At 47.5% G+C, this 18,807-nt stretch carries 16 protein-coding genes; 12 read left to right on the top strand and 4 right to left on the bottom strand.

Going from position 1 to position 18,807, the window contains the following annotated elements; all coding sequences use genetic code 11:
• Positions 1–13 precede the first annotated feature (13 nt).
• The 4 genes from ACW73I_RS13735 to rapA all read left to right on the top strand — a co-directional run bounded on the left by ACW73I_RS13735 (position 14) and on the right by rapA (position 7,611).
• Entirely contained in the window at positions 14–1,003 is a 990-nt protein-coding gene (locus ACW73I_RS13735) for a DHH family phosphoesterase (RefSeq protein WP_458029955.1), read from the top strand.
• A 23-nt stretch (positions 1,004–1,026) separates the two neighbouring features.
• A complete protein-coding gene (locus ACW73I_RS13730) occupies positions 1,027–1,431 on the top strand; it encodes a hypothetical protein (protein WP_458029954.1) in 405 nt (134 codons plus the stop codon).
• A 128-nt stretch (positions 1,432–1,559) separates the two neighbouring features.
• Positions 1,560–4,826, top strand: coding sequence for a VanZ family protein (locus tag ACW73I_RS13725; RefSeq protein WP_458029953.1), 3,267 nt, complete (start codon positions 1,560–1,562; stop codon positions 4,824–4,826).
• Positions 4,827–4,839: 13 nt separating this feature from the next.
• Positions 4,840–7,611, top strand: a complete 2,772-nt coding sequence (gene rapA, locus ACW73I_RS13720; protein ID WP_458029952.1) for an RNA polymerase-associated protein RapA — start codon at positions 4,840–4,842, stop codon at positions 7,609–7,611.
• A gap of 49 nt (positions 7,612–7,660) precedes the next feature.
• Here the strand turns inward: rapA and ACW73I_RS13715 are convergent, their stop codons facing one another.
• A complete protein-coding gene (locus tag ACW73I_RS13715) occupies positions 7,661–8,020 on the bottom strand; it encodes a PilZ domain-containing protein (RefSeq protein WP_458029951.1) in 360 nt (119 codons plus the stop codon).
• A 104-nt stretch (positions 8,021–8,124) separates the two neighbouring features.
• Between ACW73I_RS13715 and ACW73I_RS13710 the strand changes: the two genes are divergently transcribed.
• Complete coding sequence (locus ACW73I_RS13710) at positions 8,125–9,444, top strand: DEAD/DEAH box helicase (protein ID WP_458029950.1); 1,320 nt, start codon at positions 8,125–8,127, stop codon at positions 9,442–9,444.
• Here ACW73I_RS13710 and ACW73I_RS13705 read toward each other — a convergent pair.
• Positions 9,441–9,767 carry a cupin domain-containing protein gene (locus ACW73I_RS13705; protein WP_458029949.1) on the bottom strand — a complete coding sequence of 109 codons (327 nt, stop codon included), beginning with the start codon at positions 9,765–9,767 and terminating at the stop codon, positions 9,441–9,443. The two genes, ACW73I_RS13710 and ACW73I_RS13705, sit on opposite strands and share 4 nt — an antisense overlap.
• A 29-nt stretch (positions 9,768–9,796) precedes the next feature.
• On the opposite strand from ACW73I_RS13705, the gene ACW73I_RS13700 reads away from it, so the two are divergent.
• Complete coding sequence (locus ACW73I_RS13700; protein WP_458029948.1) at positions 9,797–10,441, top strand: HvfX family Cu-binding RiPP maturation protein; 645 nt, start codon at positions 9,797–9,799, stop codon at positions 10,439–10,441.
• 5 nt (positions 10,442–10,446) lie between these two features.
• Here ACW73I_RS13700 and ACW73I_RS13695 read toward each other — a convergent pair whose 3' ends face one another.
• Positions 10,447–10,758 carry a DUF2288 domain-containing protein gene (locus ACW73I_RS13695; protein ID WP_458029947.1) on the bottom strand — a complete coding sequence of 104 codons (312 nt, stop codon included), beginning with the start codon at positions 10,756–10,758 and terminating at the stop codon, positions 10,447–10,449.
• An 89-nt stretch (positions 10,759–10,847) separates the two neighbouring features.
• Between ACW73I_RS13695 and ACW73I_RS13690 the strand changes: the two genes are divergently transcribed.
• Positions 10,848–11,558 (top strand): TPR end-of-group domain-containing protein, encoded by a 711-nt coding sequence (locus ACW73I_RS13690; protein ID WP_458029946.1) that lies wholly within the window; start codon positions 10,848–10,850, stop codon positions 11,556–11,558.
• A 141-nt stretch (positions 11,559–11,699) separates the two neighbouring features.
• On the opposite strand, the gene ACW73I_RS13685 is transcribed toward ACW73I_RS13690, so the two are convergent.
• On the bottom strand, positions 11,700–12,815 hold the full coding sequence (locus tag ACW73I_RS13685; protein ID WP_458029945.1) for an outer membrane beta-barrel protein: 1,116 nt from the start codon (positions 12,813–12,815) through the stop codon (positions 11,700–11,702).
• A 131-nt stretch (positions 12,816–12,946) separates the two neighbouring features.
• On the opposite strand from ACW73I_RS13685, the gene ACW73I_RS13680 reads away from it, so the two are divergent.
• From ACW73I_RS13680 to ACW73I_RS13660, 5 genes are all read left to right on the top strand, one after another.
• The gene (locus ACW73I_RS13680; protein WP_458029944.1) at positions 12,947–14,245 is read left to right on the top strand and encodes an ammonium transporter; all 1,299 of its coding nucleotides are present in this window, start codon (positions 12,947–12,949) and stop codon (positions 14,243–14,245) included.
• A gap of 48 nt (positions 14,246–14,293) precedes the next feature.
• On the top strand, positions 14,294–14,659 hold the full coding sequence (locus tag ACW73I_RS13675; protein ID WP_458029943.1) for a hypothetical protein: 366 nt from the start codon (positions 14,294–14,296) through the stop codon (positions 14,657–14,659).
• A 150-nt stretch (positions 14,660–14,809) separates the two neighbouring features.
• Entirely contained in the window at positions 14,810–15,883 is a 1,074-nt protein-coding gene (gene glnL, locus ACW73I_RS13670) for a nitrogen regulation protein NR(II) (protein WP_458029942.1), read from the top strand.
• Between the two features lie 36 nt (positions 15,884–15,919).
• The gene (gene ntrC / locus ACW73I_RS13665; protein ID WP_458029941.1) at positions 15,920–17,335 is read left to right on the top strand and encodes a nitrogen regulation protein NR(I); all 1,416 of its coding nucleotides are present in this window, start codon (positions 15,920–15,922) and stop codon (positions 17,333–17,335) included.
• Positions 17,336–17,429: 94 nt separating this feature from the next.
• A complete protein-coding gene (locus ACW73I_RS13660; RefSeq protein WP_458029940.1) occupies positions 17,430–18,788 on the top strand; it encodes a hypothetical protein in 1,359 nt (452 codons plus the stop codon).
• Positions 18,789–18,807: the final 19 nt, after the last annotated feature.

The raw sequence follows: 18,807 nt of genomic DNA, 5'->3' as shown, positions 1-18,807 counted from the left end.
TTGAGGTGAATGGATGAACTTTGATGTGTTCAACGGCGATGCCGACGGAATTTGCGCGTTATTGCAACTACGGCTGGCCGAGCCGCGCGAATCGATATTGATTACCGGGGTAAAGCGAGACATTGCACTTTTAAAGAATGTCGACGCGAGCACAGGTGATCAGGTTACGGTTTTGGACGTTTCCTTGGATAAGAATCGGCAGTCGCTATTGGAATTGCTCGATAAGCAAGTCGATGTGTTTTACGTCGATCATCATCAGTCGGGCGAGATACCGGTGCATCCTCGACTCAATGCAATAATTGATACCGATGCCAATGTTTGTACCAGTCTATTGATAGACCAATACCTGAATCACCGTTTTCGGGCCTGGGCGGTAACTGCAGCATTCGGCGACAATTTGGATGAAAGCGCGTCACGCGCCGCTGAATTGTTGAATCTGACTCAAGCCGAGCTGGATAAGCTAAAACAACTTGGTATATGCATTAATTACAATGGCTATGGTTCAAGTATCGAAGACTTACACTTCGCACCCGATACTCTATATCATCAATTATCCGGGTATCAATCGCCATTCGATTTTATTGCCGATCGAGCGGATATTTACCAGCAATTACGCGACGGATATGCCGGCGATATGGCCTTGGCGGAACAAACCAAAGCAGAATACCTGACAGATAAAGTTGCAGTTTTCGTCTTACCGGATGCAAAATGGGCTCGCAGGGTAAGCGGTGTTTGGAGTAACGAATTAGCAAATCAACATCCGAATAGGGCGCACGCGGTGTTGACGCATAATCAACAAGGAGGCTACCTGGTGAGCGTAAGGGCGCCATTGAATAATAAGCTTGGAGCTGATGAGATATGCGCTAATTTTCCGGGAGGAGGCGGGCGGAAAGCGGCGGCTGGAATTAATCACTTGGCGAGCGACATGCTTACTCAGTTTGTTGAGTCAATGGTGCAATTTTACGGAGCTCGTGACCGTATCGATATAAATTCGTCTAATTAAATTACAAATCTTTGGAGTGAATTATGAATCATTTTTTGTTGGTCGTATCCCTATTTTTGATTGGTTTGGGGCAGGTCGAAGCAGCTTGCCCGACTGAAAGAGTTGTTGGAAACGCTATTAGCAGATTATTGTCCGGCAAGACCGTTTGTGTAAGAGGCGATAGCGATTGGGAGAATCAGGAAATCCATGACACCGACGGTACGCTGTCTGACTTTAAGAAAGGGCCCAACGATCCTGTCGATCCGACCAAAGTAATAGGGAGTTGGGGCAGGCGGGGAAATAACGTTCTATATCGTTATTCTGGTGGAGATACTTTCAGTTATGAGGTTTATTATAGCGCGAGCACTGCGCCGGCCATATGTCTTGTAAATTCGACTACAACTGTTGAAGGCACGCTAGTTGCCGGCCCTGGATGCGGAGACTTTTAACTTAAAAAGTAGATTAAGCTATATTTTATATTTCTATGATTTGTATTAATTACCGCAAATCCGGATCTTATTATGAGATTCGGATTTGTTTTGTTGGTCCGACCTAATCATTGTTGTTTTGGCATTGGATGTCAAAGTATTTTTTTATTGGCGCTATATACTGGCTTTTCGTTATTTATGGTAGCTTGGTTCCTCTGGACTACAAGCCATTGCCATATGACCAAGCACTCACTCAATTCGAAAACATTCGGTATCTTAATTTAGGCATAGATTCCAGAGCCGACTGGGTTGCCAATATTCTGCTATATATACCGCTGGCTTTTCTTTTTCTAGCGAATTTTCGGCCTTTTCTAAAAACCGGTTTTTTTTCTAAGGTCATTATTTCTATATTGACCTTTGCTTTCTGTATTACGACCGCTGTTGCTATAGAATTTTTTCAACAGTTTTTTCCGCCGCGTACAGTCTCCTTAAACGATTTAATTGCCGAAGCGATAGGCACCGGTTTGGGAATGGTTTTGTGGTTTTTGGGCGGAGAGAAGGCTATCGCATATAGTCGGCAAATGACGATAGGTAATTGGGTATCTATAAAGGCGGCTATTATTCTTTATTTCCCAATCTATCTATTTCTGAGTCTTTTCCCATTCGATTTTGTTACTTCGATTAGCGAGTTGAATAACAAGCTTGCCAACGGGTCGGATACTTTTTTTATCGATATAGACAAGTTTCTTAATGAACCGTTTCGTGTTTCTTTAAAGTGGTTATTGGAAATTGTTGTTTTAATGCCATTAGGTGCTTTATTTGCAGCGTTACCTTATGTTCCGAATAGGAAAGCTTTGGCTGTCGTTTTGGGTTTTTTACTAGGTTCGGTGATCGAATTTACTCAGCTATTCATATACACGGGTAGTGCGCAAGGTTTTTCGATTGTCACGAGAATATTAGGCATGGCTTTCGGGGTTAAGGCTTATGACTATTTGGTAGATATAAATCTTAAAAAACTAAGGCCTTGGCTGGGCGTGCTGGTAGGTTTCTCCTGTATTCCATATGTGGTCATTCTTGCTGCAGTTAATGGCTGGTTTGAAGGTGATTGGGTTTCGATTACCGCTGCACAACAAAAATTAAACGAAACACATTTATTACCGTTTTATTATTTCTATTACACGACGGAAACCGTTGCGCTAATTAGTTTGCTAAGCAATATCGGTATGTATATGCCGGTTGGAATTTTGTTTTGGATATATGGTTTAAAAAATAAAGACGGGCAAACGATCAATGGTTTTTGGGTCGGAATGACGGCTTCAATACTGTCGATCGTCATGGAAACAGGAAAGCTGTTCCTGAAAGCTAAGCATGTCGATCCAACTGACGTTTTAATAGCATTTGTCGCCGGTGCCGCTACCTATGGCGTACTGGGAAAAATTCAGGCATCTCGGCGCGAGTCTGATAGTGGCGGTCGTCATGCTCGGTATGTATACGAGCAGGATTCGGCTACAGTTGATTATGTTTCTTCGGCCGAAAGGTTGTCGATAAATAAAAGCCGGCTGTTGCCGGCCGGTTTGATCGGTATATTGATCGTATATCAAGTGATTCAATATCCCGTTAAACCCGGTTTACTCGCGCTTTTTTTATGCGGATACTGTTATGTGTTGTCGCGGTGGCCTTTATCCGGGTTATTTGTTCTGCCCGCTTCATTACCGCTGATGGATTTTGCTCCATGGACCGGCCGATTTTATTTCGATGAATTCGATTTGACGATTCTATCGACAATAATGATGTTTATGATTCGTCAGCCGGATAGTGCCGAACAGCGGCCGACCTTTCGGTTTATCGATTATTTTATTATAGACGCGTTTGTGTTATTGCTTTGTATCAGTTTTTTTATCGGTTTATTGCCATTACAGAATATCGATGCGAACTCGTTTAGTAGTTATTACAGTCAATATAATGCGTTAAGAGTTGTAAAAGGTTTTTTCTGGGTCGTTTTGCTGGGTCCTTATCTAATTCGATTATTAGCTTGCGATAATGGACGAAAGGTCTTTTCGACCGGCGTTCTGGTTGGTTTAACCGGGTTGACTATATTTTCTATTTTCGAACGCTGGGTATTTCCCGGGTTGTTTGATTATTCGACGGACTATCGAATCAATGCCTTGTTTTCCACGATGCACACCGGCGGCGGCCATATCGAGTCTTATTTGGCATTAACCATGCCCTTCATTGCCATACTGGTTCTAAGCGATAAGCCACAGGTGTTAACAAAAGCGGCTGGTGCATTGCTGTTTATGTTAAGCCTTTATACCTTGCTCATGACTTTTTCTCGCGGAGGGGCAATTGGGATTTCTGTCGGCTTTTTGGTATTACTGGTAGGCGTGTATTTTTATTATGATCGCCAGCATCGACTAAAAATCGGTTCTGGTTTGGTATTGGTCTCGCTGTTATTCGTCGCGGTTGCTGTGTTGGCGGTTCCCGTATTCAAAGGCGATTTGATGAAAAGTCGCATCAGCGTCGCGGAGAAAGATAGCGAAATTCGCTACAAGCATTGGTCCGATGCAATCGAGATGATGGATCGCGATTTTCTGACCCAATTATTCGGCATGGGGCTAGGCAGCTTTCCCCGCACCTTTTTCTGGTCAAACCAAGAAAACGCTTATCCTGCGACGTATCGTATCGAATCGGAAAGCGGCAACCGATATTTAGCCTTACAAGGCGGTGACGCTTTGTTCATGGGACAGTACATTTCTCTGGAGCCTAAACAGCCGTTAAGCTTATCCGCTGACGTCCGCACTAGGGGGCTGAATGCGGCTTTATCTATTCCTATCTGCGAGAAATCACTACAATATTCATTCCGATGCGTGTCCGTGGAAATCGATGCGACATCGCAACAATGGCAGCATGTCGAAATAGAAATTGATAGCGGGGATGTCGGGGTGCCGTCACCGGACATTGCCGGAGGCTGGCTGACACGGCCCGTGCAACTGGCGTTATACGCCGGTGGCGATGCGGAGCGCATCATTGAGGTCGATAACCTCGGCTTGCGGGACACAAAGGGTAATAATCTCATCGTTAACGGCGATTTTTCCGATGGTACCGATCATTGGTTTTTCTCGACTGAACAACACAATCCCTGGCATATATTCAACATTTGGGTGCACGTTTTATTTGACATGGGCTGGCTAGGCCTAAGCACGTTCTGTTTGTTAATAGCCTATATTTATTATCGCCTGATAAAATCGACACCGGTTGATATTTATGCGCCAGTCCTGTTAGCCGCATTTACCGGCTTTATGATTATCGGATATGTCGATAGTCCGTTCGACGCGCCCCGCTTGTCATTCTTGTTTTTTGCGCTGGTCATTTTTGCCGTGTTCGGCGTTAAAAGACCCGATAGATCTTTCAGATAATTAGAAGTCGATAATGAACGAATTTGTCCCCGGCCAACGCTGGATTAGTAACACCGAGTCGGAACTCGGTTTGGGTATGATTTTGGAAGCGGAGTTTTCTCGCATCACGGTGTTGTTTTTAGCAACGGGAGTTAAGCGCGTATATGCGAGGGATAACGCCCCATTGACTCGAGTAACGTTCGCGGAAGGCGATATCGTTGAATCGATCGATTACGTTAGAATCACGGTACAGCAGGTGCGACAGTATAACGGTTTGTTGAGTTACGCAGGGTTGGATCAAAATGGTCAGTTCCAACAAATCGACGAGATGGAGCTTAATCATCACATCCAATTTAACAAGCCGCAAGACAGATTGTTTACCGGTCAATTTGATCCGAGCGCATGGTTTAGTTTGCGTTACGAGACATGGCGGCGCCAGCGGCAATACCAGCAATCGGCCGTAAAAGGACTGCAAGGAGCGCGTGCGGCTTTGATTCCGCATCAAATCTATATCGCTTATCAAGCTGCTAATCGAGTGGCGCCTCGCGTTATGCTGGCCGACGAAGTGGGTTTGGGTAAAACCATAGAAGCCGGGTTGATCTTGCAGCACCGTCTTATTAATGAGCTAAGCCAACGCGTGTTGATCTTGGTGCCTGAGCCGCTGATGTATCAGTGGTTGGTGGAAATGCTGCGTCGTTTCAATTTGCGTTTCAGTTTGCTTGACGAAACGCGCTGTTTGGCTTGCGAGGGTGAGAATCCATTCGCCGCGGAGCAATTGGTGTTGTGCAGCCAGCAATTTTTTGCCGATTTCCCTGATCGGCAAATTCAAGCCTTGGATGCAGGCTGGGATATGGTGGTGGTTGATGAGGCCCATCATTTGGAGTGGAGTGCGGATGCGCCGAGCGCGGATTATTTATTTGTCGAACAGTTAGCCAATGTTGTTGATGGCCTCATTCTATTAACAGCGACTCCGGAGCAGTTAGGTAAAGAAAGCCACTTCGCCCGCTTACGCTTGCTGGACCCCGATCGGTTTTATAGCTTCGAGCAGTTTTTGGAAGAAGAAAGTCAATTTGCTCCGGTCGCGGAACTGGCCAATCAGTTGATTACCGGCCAGGTGTTGACCAAACCACAGCAAAGCCGTTTGAGAACGCTGTTGGAGCACGACAATGTGGAAAAGCTTTTGCAGCAGTTCGCTGAAGAGCCCAACAATAGTGAAATCCGGGAAGAACTCATCAAATTGTTGTTGGATCATCACGGTACGGGACGCATCTTATTCAGAAATTCCCGACATACCGTGCAAGGTTTTCCGGACCGCGAACGACACGCTTATCCTTTGCATGGCGAGGATGCCGCCGATCTGGCTTCCAGCCCGTATTTTATTTGGTTGGTCGATAAGCTCAAGGAATTGGGGCAGGAAAAGGCGCTGTTGATTTGTCAGCGTGCCGACACCGTCATTCGATTGGAACAATTGCTACGTCAGCATGTGGGGCATACCGCCGCGGTATTTCATGAGGGTATGAGCATCGTTGAGCGCGATAGGGCTGCGGCTTTTTTTGCCGACGACGAAAGCAGGGCACAAGTCTTATTGTGCTCCGAAATCGGCAGTGAAGGGAGGAATTTCCAGTTTGTTAGGCATCTGATTCTATTTGATTTGCCATGCAATCCCGATCTATTGCAACAGCGCATAGGGCGATTGGATCGCATTGGACAAAAGCATGTTATTCAAATCCATATACCTTATTTGATTGAAAGTCCGCAGCATCTTCTTTACCGCTGGTATGACGAAGGCTTGGATGCCTTACGCCGCAATTGCTCGGCAGCTGTACAAGTGGCCAAGCAATTGGATGCCGAGTTGAATGCAACACTAGAGGATAGCCGCAACCATGCAAATATCGACAGGCTTATTCAAAAAACCCGGGCGTTGACGGCACGAATAGAAGAGGACCTGCATAACGGGCGCGACCAACTACTTGAGCTGAATTCCTGCCGTCCGGCGGAGGCCGGCGCCTTGATCGCCCAACTTAATGCGATTGATCATGACAAAGGTTTATGGACTTACATGGAGGCGATGTTCGACTGTTATGGCGTTGATGTTGAATATCATTCTAAGGATTGCCATATACTGTGGCCGAGTGAAAACCTGCGCATCGCCCATTTTCCGATGTTGCAGGACGACGGGCTAACGATTACGCTAAGTCGTGACATTGCTTTAGCCAGAGAGGATATGCAGTTTTTGACTCAGGAACATCCCTTGGTATCGTCGGCGATGGATTTGGTATTGTCTAGCGAAACCGGCAACGCCGCGGTCAGTATCGTCAAACAGCCGCAATTAAAAGCCGGTCAGTTTTTATTGGAATTGCTTTTTGTCGTAGAATGCAGCGCGCCGGCGCATTTGCAAATAGGCCGTTTCTTACCGCATACGCCGTTGCGGGTATTGGTTGATCAGGATAAAAAGGACTTAACCGCGGCAATTTCGCATGAGTCCATGCAGGAAACTGCCGACAAAATTGAGAAAGAGCAAATCAGTTTGTTTCTGGGCCGTCAGCGACGACTCGTCCAGGACATGATTCAAGTTGGTGAACAGAAAGCGAGCGCGCGGATGCAAGATTTGATCGTAGAGAGTAACAATTGCATGATTGGGACGATGACTGCGGAAATCAAACGCATGGTTCGTTTGAAAAAGATCAACCCCGGCATTAAGACGCATGAAATCGAGCAGCTAAAGGAAATGACCATGCTGGCGCATGAGTGCATTCGAGATGCTCAGTTGAGACTGGACGCAGTGCGTTTCGTGATTGTTAGTTAACGAAATGAAAATGCTGAAAAATAATTGCTTTCAGCCCGAAACCCGATCCTTAATAAGTTTTGATGAAAACCGTTGTTTCATCGAGTTCCACGCATTCGAACATTAAGTCGTCGATTGAACCATGAATATGATCAACGTAATGCAGGCCGCATTCGTCGTCTGATGTTTGATGCTTTAGAACGCCATGAACACAAAATGGCGTGTTCGATTCAGGCAAAATCATGTTGATTTTAATGTTACCCACCATATCCGCGGCAATGGGTTTTTTCAACTTAACTCGAATTCCGCTGTAACTGATATCCAAAATATCCGCTTCCAGCGCAATCTCTTGGTTATCCGCGTCGAAAGCTAAGTTTGCCTGCAGACCTTTAGGTTTAATGCGTATATGGTTACGTTTTTCAGACTTCATGTTTTTTCCCTGGCTAGTGTTTAGTTTGATCTGCCTCTGCTTGTGGCTGCGCGCTCGGCTAAGTATAGAGCGTTTTAACAATAAAACCATCTTTGAGATAAGCAATGTTATTTTCAGAATTAGGATTGTCGGAACAAGTGTTAAAAGCGGTTGCCGAGCAAGGTTACCAAACGCCTACGCCGGTGCAGGAACAAGCGATTCCGTTTATATTAAAGGGCCGTGATGTTCTGGCGGGAGCGCAGACGGGTACCGGTAAATCCGCCAGTTTCATTTTGCCTTTGTTGTGTCTATTACAGCAACAGCCCATTCCGCAAAAGCCGCGGCCAGTCCGTCTGTTGATCCTGACGCCGACACGAGAATTGACCATGCAAGTCTGCGAAAGCGTTAAAGTTTACGGTAAACATTTGCCCTATTTTGCCGAAGCGATTTTCGGCGGGGTTAGCGTCAAGCCGCAAATTCAGAAAATGCAGCGCGGTGCCGATATTGTCGTGGCGACGCCCGGGCGCCTATTGGACTTGGTTCAGCAAGGACACTTGGAGCTGTCGCGCGTGCAGTATTTTGTGTTAGACGAAGCCGATCGCATGTTAGACATGGGTTTTTTCCGCGATATTAATAAAATCATTGCGTTATTGCCAGTCCGGCGCCAAAACTTGTTCTTTTCGGCGACTTATGCGGCGGAGGTGAGTGCCTTGGCTGAACGGATTCTGAGCGAGCCCGTCGAAATCGCCGTCGCAGGAAAAAATTCCGCTGCAGACACGGTTTCGCAATGGGTTTACCCGGTCAAGCGAGAAAATAAGCGCGAGCTTCTGTCCTATTTGATTGGGGATGGGCGTTGGCGACAGGTGTTGGTGTTCGTGCGAACCAAACACGGCGCCGACCGTTTATGTAAACAATTCATCAAAGACGGCATTCGTTGCGCAGCTTTGCATGGCGATAAAAGTCAAGCAGCGCGTACCCGAGCCTTGGACCAGTTCAAATCCGGTGAAATCACTGCGTTGGTTGCCACCGACGTGGCTGCGAGAGGCTTGGACATTGACCAATTGCCGCACGTCGTCAATTTCGATTTGCCGCGAGTGGCGGAAGATTATATTCATCGTATCGGACGTACCGGCAGGGCGGGCGCCGACGGCGAAGCCATTTCGCTGGTTGACCCGGACGAAGCCGATGCTCTGGCCGCTATCGAAAAGTTGTTGAAACGACAAATTCCACGCGTGGCCGATACCGGTTACGAAAGAGTCGACTTAGATGCTAAAGCGCCTAAAGCCAAACCGCAGATGAAGCACCAATCAGTCGCAAAGCCGCAAGATGGCAAACAGAAGCAATCCGCTCGACGAGTCAACAAGCCGAGAACCCCATCTTGCGTGGCCGGCAAACCGGAAAATGCGAATAAACCGTTAAATCGCCGGCGCTCGCGTGGACGCTAGAAAATATGAATCGCCAGCCAAATGCAAACAGGGTCGCGGGATGTCCAATCCACTCGATGCCTACAATGCGCCGGTAACAGCAAATAATCACCGGCTTTCAATTCAACCGGCTCGGCGTCGGCAAAGCTGAGCTTGGCTTGGCCTTGCAGCAACAATACCCATTCGGTTTGTTCTTGATCATACCATCCTTGCTCGGGGCTAACTTGTCCTTTCGATAGAATGCGCTCGATCCGGCAGGTGGGATTCTCCAGCAAGGTTTGGCATAATTCTAAAGGTAGTTGCCGGGGTATATCGGCAAATAAGGAACCTATTGTGATGTTCATTCTTAAACGGCAAACATGAGGGGGGACATATGAATAATAAGATGTTTTCGGCTTTTTGGGGCGCGGCGGTTGAAAAAACGCCGGATATGGTGAGATTCGTCAGGCATACGTTCGATCAGGCTAGGTATTTGGATTTTATAGCGCCGCTGTTGCTGCGATTGTATTTAGCTCCGGTGTTTTGGATGGCCGGTACCAAGAAGTTTGCAAATTTTTCCGACTCGGCCGAGTGGTTCGGCAATAGCGAATGGGGCTTGGGTTTGCCCGTACCTTATCTACTGGTGTTTTTTGTGGCTCTGTTTGAGACATTAGGCGCTCTGTTTTTGTTGCTCGGCTTCGCGACCCGTTTGATTTCGCTGCCCTTGATGGTCATCATGGCGGTCGCGGCTTTTACAACGCATTGGAGCAACGGTTGGTTGGCCATTGCAAGCGGTAGCGGTATTTTTGCCACGGAAAGAACCATTGGGGCGATTGAGCGTTTAGAACAAGCCAAGCAAATTCTGCAATCGCAAGGAAACTATCAATGGTTGACGGAAAACGGCGACTTCGTAGTGTTGAACAACGGTATCGAATTTGCCGCAACTTATTTTTTGATGTTGCTAGTATTGTTTTTTATGGGAGGCGGCCGCTTTGTCAGCGCCGATTATTGGATCGTACGCAAATATTTCAATGATTGATTAGCTTAAGTCGGCTGCCTTACGTGCTGCACCAATATCCAGGGCTTAACCACAACGGCCCAAACATTTGCGTTGCGGTCGTACCAATCTTGCGCTTGACGATCTGAGACCGGTCCGATCTGCCCGATTTTTAGCCAGTTTTCAACTAAGGTTTTATTGTCGACCGAAAATTGATAGGCCACTTCGACCAGATCAAGTTTATCGTCGACAGCGATGACTAAGCCCGCCGCGAAAAAACGTTGCAACTCCGTCCAAGAGATTTGTGATGTTTCCAAATTAACTTTGGCTTTTCCCAGTTCGTTAATGGTGCCTGTCATTTTTTGGTTCCGGTTATAGTGTGTATGCTGTAGACTTCCCGGCTATTTTATCGCAACCCGTATCGACAAAGACGAGAGAGGAGCTATTCATGTCACTTTTGAGCTCATATAAAAAGCGTTCAACTTTGGATGCTGCGATCAAACAGGTGGCGCAAGCCCGGAAAAGCGAACCCGGAAAAGCCGAACAGCTTTATAAAAGTGCCTATCAAGGTTTTGCCAGTGTGATTGCCGGTAACTTAATGTTTTCCGAAGCCTTGTACCATTGGGGATTCGGCTTGTTGCATCAAGCCCGCGCCGAGCAAGGAGCCGAAGCGACCGAGGTTTATGAGGATGCCATTTCCAAGTTTTCGTTTTGTCTGTTGACCAACCCTCAGTATTTGGGAGCGGCGATCGACGGCGGGGTGGCGTTTATGGAGTTGGCTCGTATCAGCCCGGCCGAGAGCCGGCCCGGTTTGTATGGTTTTGCCGAAGATTTTTTCGAGAAGGCCGGAACTATCCAGAAGGGTAGCGCTGCTTACAATTTAGCCTGTATTTATGCGCTACGCGGCGACGAGCCGGCGTGTCGGAAAGCCCTGGAACAGGCTAAAGATTTCGGCAGTTTGCCGGATATTGCAACCATATTGGAAGATGTGGACATGGACAATGTTAAACAGGCGCAGTGGTTTAAAGATTTCATTGAAGCGGTGAAAGCCCAGCCCAAGGCCACCAGAGAAAAATTGGGCGATGTCGAGATCGACGCCGAACCCAAATTCAAGCTCAAAAAATCCGAAGAGTTTGATTACTACGGCAAGGGCAAATAGTTTTTCTGTCAATGCGTTTAAACGCCGCCGCGGACCGTAAAAATTTCCGTCTTCCGTAGGAGGCGGCGGTTTTCAATTCCTTTAAAGGCAAGCATACTAAACGGGTTTTTCATTTCCGGTTGTTGGATTAATCGGCACTTGTCATGGTGAGTCCAGCGTCAGCAAAAACGAAAGAAACAGCAGATGCTGGTCACGAATAAGCTCGTTGCCGTTGCCGGTTCTGAAAAAACCGCCTTGCGGTCCGGTCGACCGATCGAACCGATATTCTACCCGCAAAATCATTGCGCTCAGTGCCAGGGAAGTCTTGTATTCAGCGGTAGCCGTAACCCCTTTGATCAGTTGTTGGCTGCCGGTCATCTGCCCATCTTTGTCCCAATAAATTTCCGGCCTTATCGCCAGACTCCATGGTCCCTCAATATGCCAACGACTGAAAAGCGCGGAGCCCAGCCAAAAAGTTTGGCGCATATCGGCGTGGTCGAGTTTTTCGGTGCCGACGTCATAGGCAAGTGCGAGCATGAGATCGCCGTCAGACCACTGTAATTGGGTGTCGGAAAAATAGCGCCAGAACCGCGTATCCGTGTTGTTTTGTTCAGGACCCGCGAATATGTTTTGCGTCAATTTCCAATTCGGATCGATTTCCCAACTGATTTGAGATCCATATTTGGGCTTGTCGTTTGTGTAAGCTAAGTAATCAAAATCGCTGACAATATGAAAACTTAACGATAAGCGATCATTAACGGGATATTGTGCGCCTACACCTATCAGGTTATAGGGGGAGTAATCGGCTATCCATGAACGGGTGTAGTTGGGGTTGTCTTTGGCGAATAGGGATTCGAATCCGATAAAGCTTGGCATAAGTCCGGCTTTGATTGTCAGGCCATTGCCGATTTTAGTCAGATACGAGACGTTTGCCCTGGAAACATAACGCAATATGCTATATCCCGGTAAACGTTGTTCTGCGGGGACTTGTCCGTCAGTATCGTATCCGGCCTGGGCGCCGAGTTCGATTCCCCATCGCGAATTTTCTTCAGCCGGTTTTCTCAGATAAAACATACCCATATTGGGCGCAAACTGATTCAGGCGTTGCGTAGTGACTTTGCTGCGCCACAGCATTGGATCGTCGCTTTGAAACGCATTGGCATAGGATAAGTCGACGGCCAGGCCGTATTGCCATGGTTGTGATTTCGCTATGGCTGATGAAGCGAATGTCAGCAAACCAAATGTAAAAAATGCGACACCGAAACGGGAAATGCTCATCGTTGTATCCTACCAGTACCTGGGGCTTTGGGTGGCGAATCGCTATAGTGTTGATTGCCAATTGAACCAAAATGGGGCATTATCTCGCGAAATGCCCCATTTTGGAGCCAACGCCATTTGCCGGAGGAAAAATGCCGAAATATCGCGTCATCATGACATGCGCAGCCTGTCTCAGTTTTGTGTTATGGCCGCACTTAGCCTACGCGGAAGAAATCAATTCCGCCGATACTGCCTGGATATTGACCGCTTCCGGCCTCGTGTTGTTTATGACGGTACCCGGTTTGGCCTTGTTTTACGGAGGCTTGGTCCGGACCAAAAACGTTTTATCGGTGTTGATGCAATGTTTTGCGATTACCTCGCTGGTTTCGGTGCTTTGGTTGTTGGGGGGCTATAGCCTCGCTCTGAGTGACGGCGGTAGTTGGCAGGCTTTGTTGGGCGGTTTTTCCAAGTTGTCGCTCAGTACCCTTGATGCCGACAGTATTAAGGATAATTTGCCGGAAACCGTGTTTTGCATGTATCACCTAACTTTTGCGATTTTCGCACCCGCTTTGATCGTCGGCGGGGTTGCCGAGCGCATGAAATTTTCCGCCTTGCTCTGGTTTGTTGCGTTTTGGGAGTTGTTAATTTATGTGCCTGTCTGCCATTGGTTGTGGGGCGGCGGTTGGTTGTCCGACATGGGCGTGATGGATTTTGCGGGCGGCATCGTCGTACACGTATCCGGCGGTGTTGCTGCTTTGATCGGCGCGGTTATGTTGGGCGCACGCCGCGGATTTCCGCGGGTTCCTATGCCTCCGCATAATTTGACGATGACGGCGACCGGTGCCGGCATTCTTTGGGTCGGTTGGCACGGCTTTAGTGCCGGTAGCGCGTTGATGGCAAACGGTGCGGCCGGTATCGCAATGCTTGCCACGCACATGAGCGCCGCCGCCGGATCATTGGCCTGGATGACGCTTGAATGGATCCGCTTTGGTAAGCCGAGTGGCTTAGGTCTAATTACCGGCATGGTCGCCGGTTTGGGTATGATCGCGCCGTCGGCCGGATTTGTTGCACCTTTGGGCGGTTTAGTCATCGGTTTGCTGGCCGGCTCGTTGTGTTTTTTCACCTTACACTGGATTAAACGGCGTTTTGCAATCGACGACACCTTGGATGTATTCGCCATTCACGGCGTTGGCGGGATGGTTGGCTCCTTGTTGACAGCGGTATTTGCTAGCGAACAGTTGGGCGGTATCGGCACGATTGCCGATAACGGTTTCGTCGGGCAATTCACCGCTCAATTGATCGCAATACTGGTGGTGGCCATTTGGAGCGGTGGGATCAGTTACTTGGTTTTGAAAATACTCGATATGACCCTGGGGCTTCGAGTCGGCGCTAGTGACGAGACGGAAGGGCTGGATATTACTCTTCATAATGAGCAGGGTTACAACTTGTAAAACTTGCGATTAAGAGTTTTAAAACCTTCAACTATCAAAGAGTTTTCTATGCGCCTATCTTCTTTATATTTTCACGCTAAATATCTTACACTGATCGTGAACATTGCGTTATTGGCAAGCTTTTCGCCGAGAGCGATTGCTCTCGATATGCGGCTGGCGGAACAGCAAGTCAAAGCGCTGCCGTGCAAAGACGAAAAAACGGTCGGCCAAGTTTTAGATGCTTCGGTTAGGCGCCGTTCTCAGCGCGACTTGGGTTGGCGCACATTCGAGGATGAAGGCTATTACGATATCGAGCGCGCAGTGCTAATCAACAAGGGTATGGAATTGCGTTATCGCTGGCGGGTTTTTATGGACGGTAATATCGAAGCATACAGCGAGCGCGCCGAGAAATTGTGCCGTTCGGGGGACGACTGAGCCGGCTAAAACGCGGCATATCGAAGTATATATGCACCATATTAGTGCTTCCTGTGTCCGGAGTGGCTTATCCAACCAACTTTTAAGCTTTTTTGAGTTGGTATCTAAATTGCTACATTTTGATTAGCCTTCCTTACAATTTATGAAAACGTGTATAAAAGAATACTCGATCACCTTAACGAAGCGGTTCTGCTTTTCAATAAGGAATTTCGTTTAATCTACATCAATCCCGCCGGGGAAATGTTGCTGGCCGATAGTGCAAAACATTTGCTTGGTAATCACGCAAAGAAACTGTTCAAGTTTTCCCACAACAGTTTTTTCTCTGATTTATTACAACGATTGAATCAACACGAACCTTTAGTTGACAGAGAGCTGATACTGGAAAGCCTGAATAGATCGATAACGGTGAACTTAAGTGCGACCCCTATCTTGGAAGACGGTGAGTTGGCCGAGATTTTGATTGAACTGCAGCAGGTCGATAGGCATCTACGCATTACCAAGGAGGAGCAACTTTTAGCGCAACAGAATACAAGCCGGATGTTAGTGCGCGGCCTGGCCCACGAGATCAAGAATCCCTTGGGAGGTTTACGCGGAGCCGCCCAATTATTGGATTTGGAACTACGCGACCCGGAATTGAAGGAATACACGCAGATTATCATTGCCGAATCGGATCGCCTGCAAGAGCTGATGGATAAAATGCTGGGCCCCAATAAACCGGCGCATAAGAATTTACTGAATATACATGAGGTTTTGGAACGCGTTAGGCAGTTGGTGGCGGTGGAAACCGGGCCGAACATCAAGCTTAAAACCGATTACGACCCGAGCATCCCGGAGCTGTTTGCCGATAAAAATCAGTTGATTCAAGCCTTTCTGAACATAGTGCGCAATGCGATACAGGCCTTGCAATCTTCCGGAAAGATTATTCTTAAAACGCGGATTCAGCGCCATATGACTATAGGCCGAAAACGTTACAAGCTGGCGGTAAAAATCGACATTATTGATAACGGCCCCGGAATACAACCGGGCCTGATGGGGCAGATCTTTTACCCGATGATTACGGGGCGTCCCGAAGGAACCGGTTTGGGCTTGTCGATCGCTCAATCTTTGATCAACCAGCACAATGGTTTGATCGAATGCGAAAGCGAGCCGGGCCACACGGTGTTTTCAATTTATTTGCCTATTCCTATCGAAAGCAATCTCGACAAGATTTTGCCGAATTATTAATTATGAAATTCAATCGTTTAGATTTTGGAGATGCCCATGCTAATGCCCGATAAAGTTTGGGTCGTCGATGATGACAAATCGATACGCTGGGTACTGGAAAGAGCCCTGCAAAAAGCGAGCATTGAAACACGTTGTTTTGCCAATGCGTCCGAAATGCTGAAAGAATTAAAGCATGATCTTCCTCACGTTCTGATTACCGATATTCGGATGCCGGGCATAGACGGTTTTGAATTGCTGAAAAAAATTCAGCAGGATTATCCGTCATTGCCGGTCATCATTATGACTGCGCACTCCGACTTGGAAAGTGCGGTGTCGGCATTTCACGGCGGCGCCTTTGAATATTTGCCCAAGCCGTTTGATATAGGCGATGTGGTCGATACCGTTCAGCGGGCGTGCCTGCATAGCAAACAGCAAAATGGCTTGCAGACACCTATCGACGACGCCGAAACCGCCCCGGAAATCATTGGCGAAGCGCCCGCCATGCAGGAAGTTTTTCGTGCTATAGGCCGATTGGCGCGTTCGCATATCACGGTATTGATTAATGGCGAATCCGGCACCGGCAAGGAATTGGTCGCGAAAGCCTTGCATAGGCACAGTCCCCGCGCCGATCAGCCGTTTGTGGCATTGAATATGGCGGCTATTCCGAGAGATTTGATGGAATCCGAATTATTCGGTCATGAAAAAGGTGCGTTTACCGGCGCTCAGGCCCGTCGTGTAGGGCGCTTCGAGCAAGCTAATCACGGAACGCTTTTCTTGGATGAAATCGGCGATATGCCGGCCGAATTGCAAACCCGCTTGCTCCGGGTTCTGGCGGATAACGAGTTTTATCCCGTGGGCGCTCATTCACCGGTCCGGGTGAATGTTAGAATCATCGCCGCCACTCACCAGAATTTAGAGGCCTTAGTGGAACAAGGCCGCTTTCGCGAGGATTTGTTTCACCGCTTGAACGTCATCCGCATTCATATTCCGCCTTTGCGGGAACGTAGGGAAGACATCGGACTGTTGATGCGGCATTTTCTGTACCAGAGTGCCAAGGAATTAGGTACCGAAGTCAAGAGCTTGAAACCGGAAACCGAAGCGTTTTTGAGCAACTTAAAATGGCCCGGCAATGTCAGGCAACTGGAAAATATTTGCCGCTGGCTTACCGTAATGGCATCGGGACGCGAAATTCATATCGAAGATTTGCCGCCTGAGTTGAGCCAGGGCCACAGTGATGTTTGTTGTGAGGAATCCGATAACGATTGGGAAAATTCCTTACAAAATTGGATCAAACATCAACTGGTAACCGGTAAACACGACATTGCGAAACAAGCGATTGCAAGTGTAGAAACCTTGCTGATTCAAACAGCTTTGAGACACACGCATGGCAGAAAGCACGAGGCCGCTTTATTGCTTGGTTACGGCCGAAATACCTTGACCCGTAAATTGAAGGAGCTTGATATCCAGGAATAAACGCTGTACGCGACTAGAATTTTTATCTGCCGAACGCATCGGTGTATACTCCCTATTCCGGTACCAAATTTTTTTACGGTAGGGTTCAAATCTCATGGCAGATAAAACGGTAAGCAGACATCTGATCAATATAGAAAAACAATTTGCTTCGACGGATCCTGTTTTGCAAAAAGCGGTCAAAGTGTTTCAGGAATTGGATGAGCTGGAATTCGAAATCGGTTTGCTTGAAAACGATGAAACCACTGCGCGCAAGTGTTCGTGGTGGCCGTTGATTAGTACTCTGGGCGGCTATTCACCTGCCAAGTCGGAATTTGTCGATCGTTTTCTGGATAGCCATTTGCATAGCACACGGCATAAGTTCACCGTGCTGCAATATACGCCGCAAGCGGCGAGTGCGACTTTGCCGGGTACGGCGTTGGATGCCGATCATCGCCTGCCTTTTTATCAAATCAGCCGCGAAATTGAGCAAGTCAGTCCGGGCGAGGGGAGTAAAGTCAATAGCTATCTTGAATTAGTTACCGTAAATAGTAACAAGCTCAAAAATAAGCTGATTATTGATACGCCCGTATTGAATCCGTCTGCGGAAACCGCTGTTAACTCTCTACTTCGGCAACACGTCATTGCCATTTCCGATTTGGTTTTGGTGTTTACCGACTTATTTGATTCAGACCCGGAATTGAGCAAAGAGACGATAGCGTCTGTCGTCAAATACCAGGATACCAACAAATTTTTATATGTAGTCGATCATTCCGAGCTTAACTTGGACGCAAACAAAGTTCACGAAATAATCGCATCCTGGCAAAGACGTTTGAACGATTTTGGTATTTTTACCGGCCAATTCGTAGTGCTGTCGCAAAACGGCGACCTAAATCAGATCGAACAGAGGGTCAATAACTTAAGCAGCGATCGCTCTTATCGCGTGCTGGAGTCGCTGGAAAGCAGCATACGAGCGATCGATGACGTTATCATGGATGAGGTGGAAACGGCGATCGCCACTTGGAAGGAACGTTGCAATGCCACGACGTTGATTATCCTTAGCTTTATCATCATGCTGATTTTATTTGCCGAAATTGCGGTCGGGATTTTGGATCTGTTTTTTGATCCTATTATCGGTCCGGCGATTATATTGGTTTTAGCCGCGTTACTGACCCCCCTGCATATCATCGTAAGCCGTGTTCATGCCAAATTCATTATTAAGCAACTTCATAAGCGGCAGAAACAATTAAATTTGAGCGAAGACTTAGCCGGCTTATTCGAAAAAAGTCTGAATTTTTGGCGTATGTTGCTTCCGATTACGCAGCCCGTTGGAAGAAACAAAAAAAACCGCAAAAAAATCAATAACCTGTTGGAGCAAACCAAAGACCTGGTGCAGGCGCTCAACGACCAGTTTAGTCGCACGCAGTTTCCGGATTTCCACGCGCCGTATAATGCACAAACCAGTGAAGAATATTGAACTCTTGAAGTATAACTGT

The sequence above is a fragment of the Methylomonas sp. MgM2 genome, from assembly GCF_054172045.1.
The sequence above is the reverse complement of the archived record's forward strand: the minus strand, read 5'-3'. Positions and strand labels throughout refer to the sequence as shown.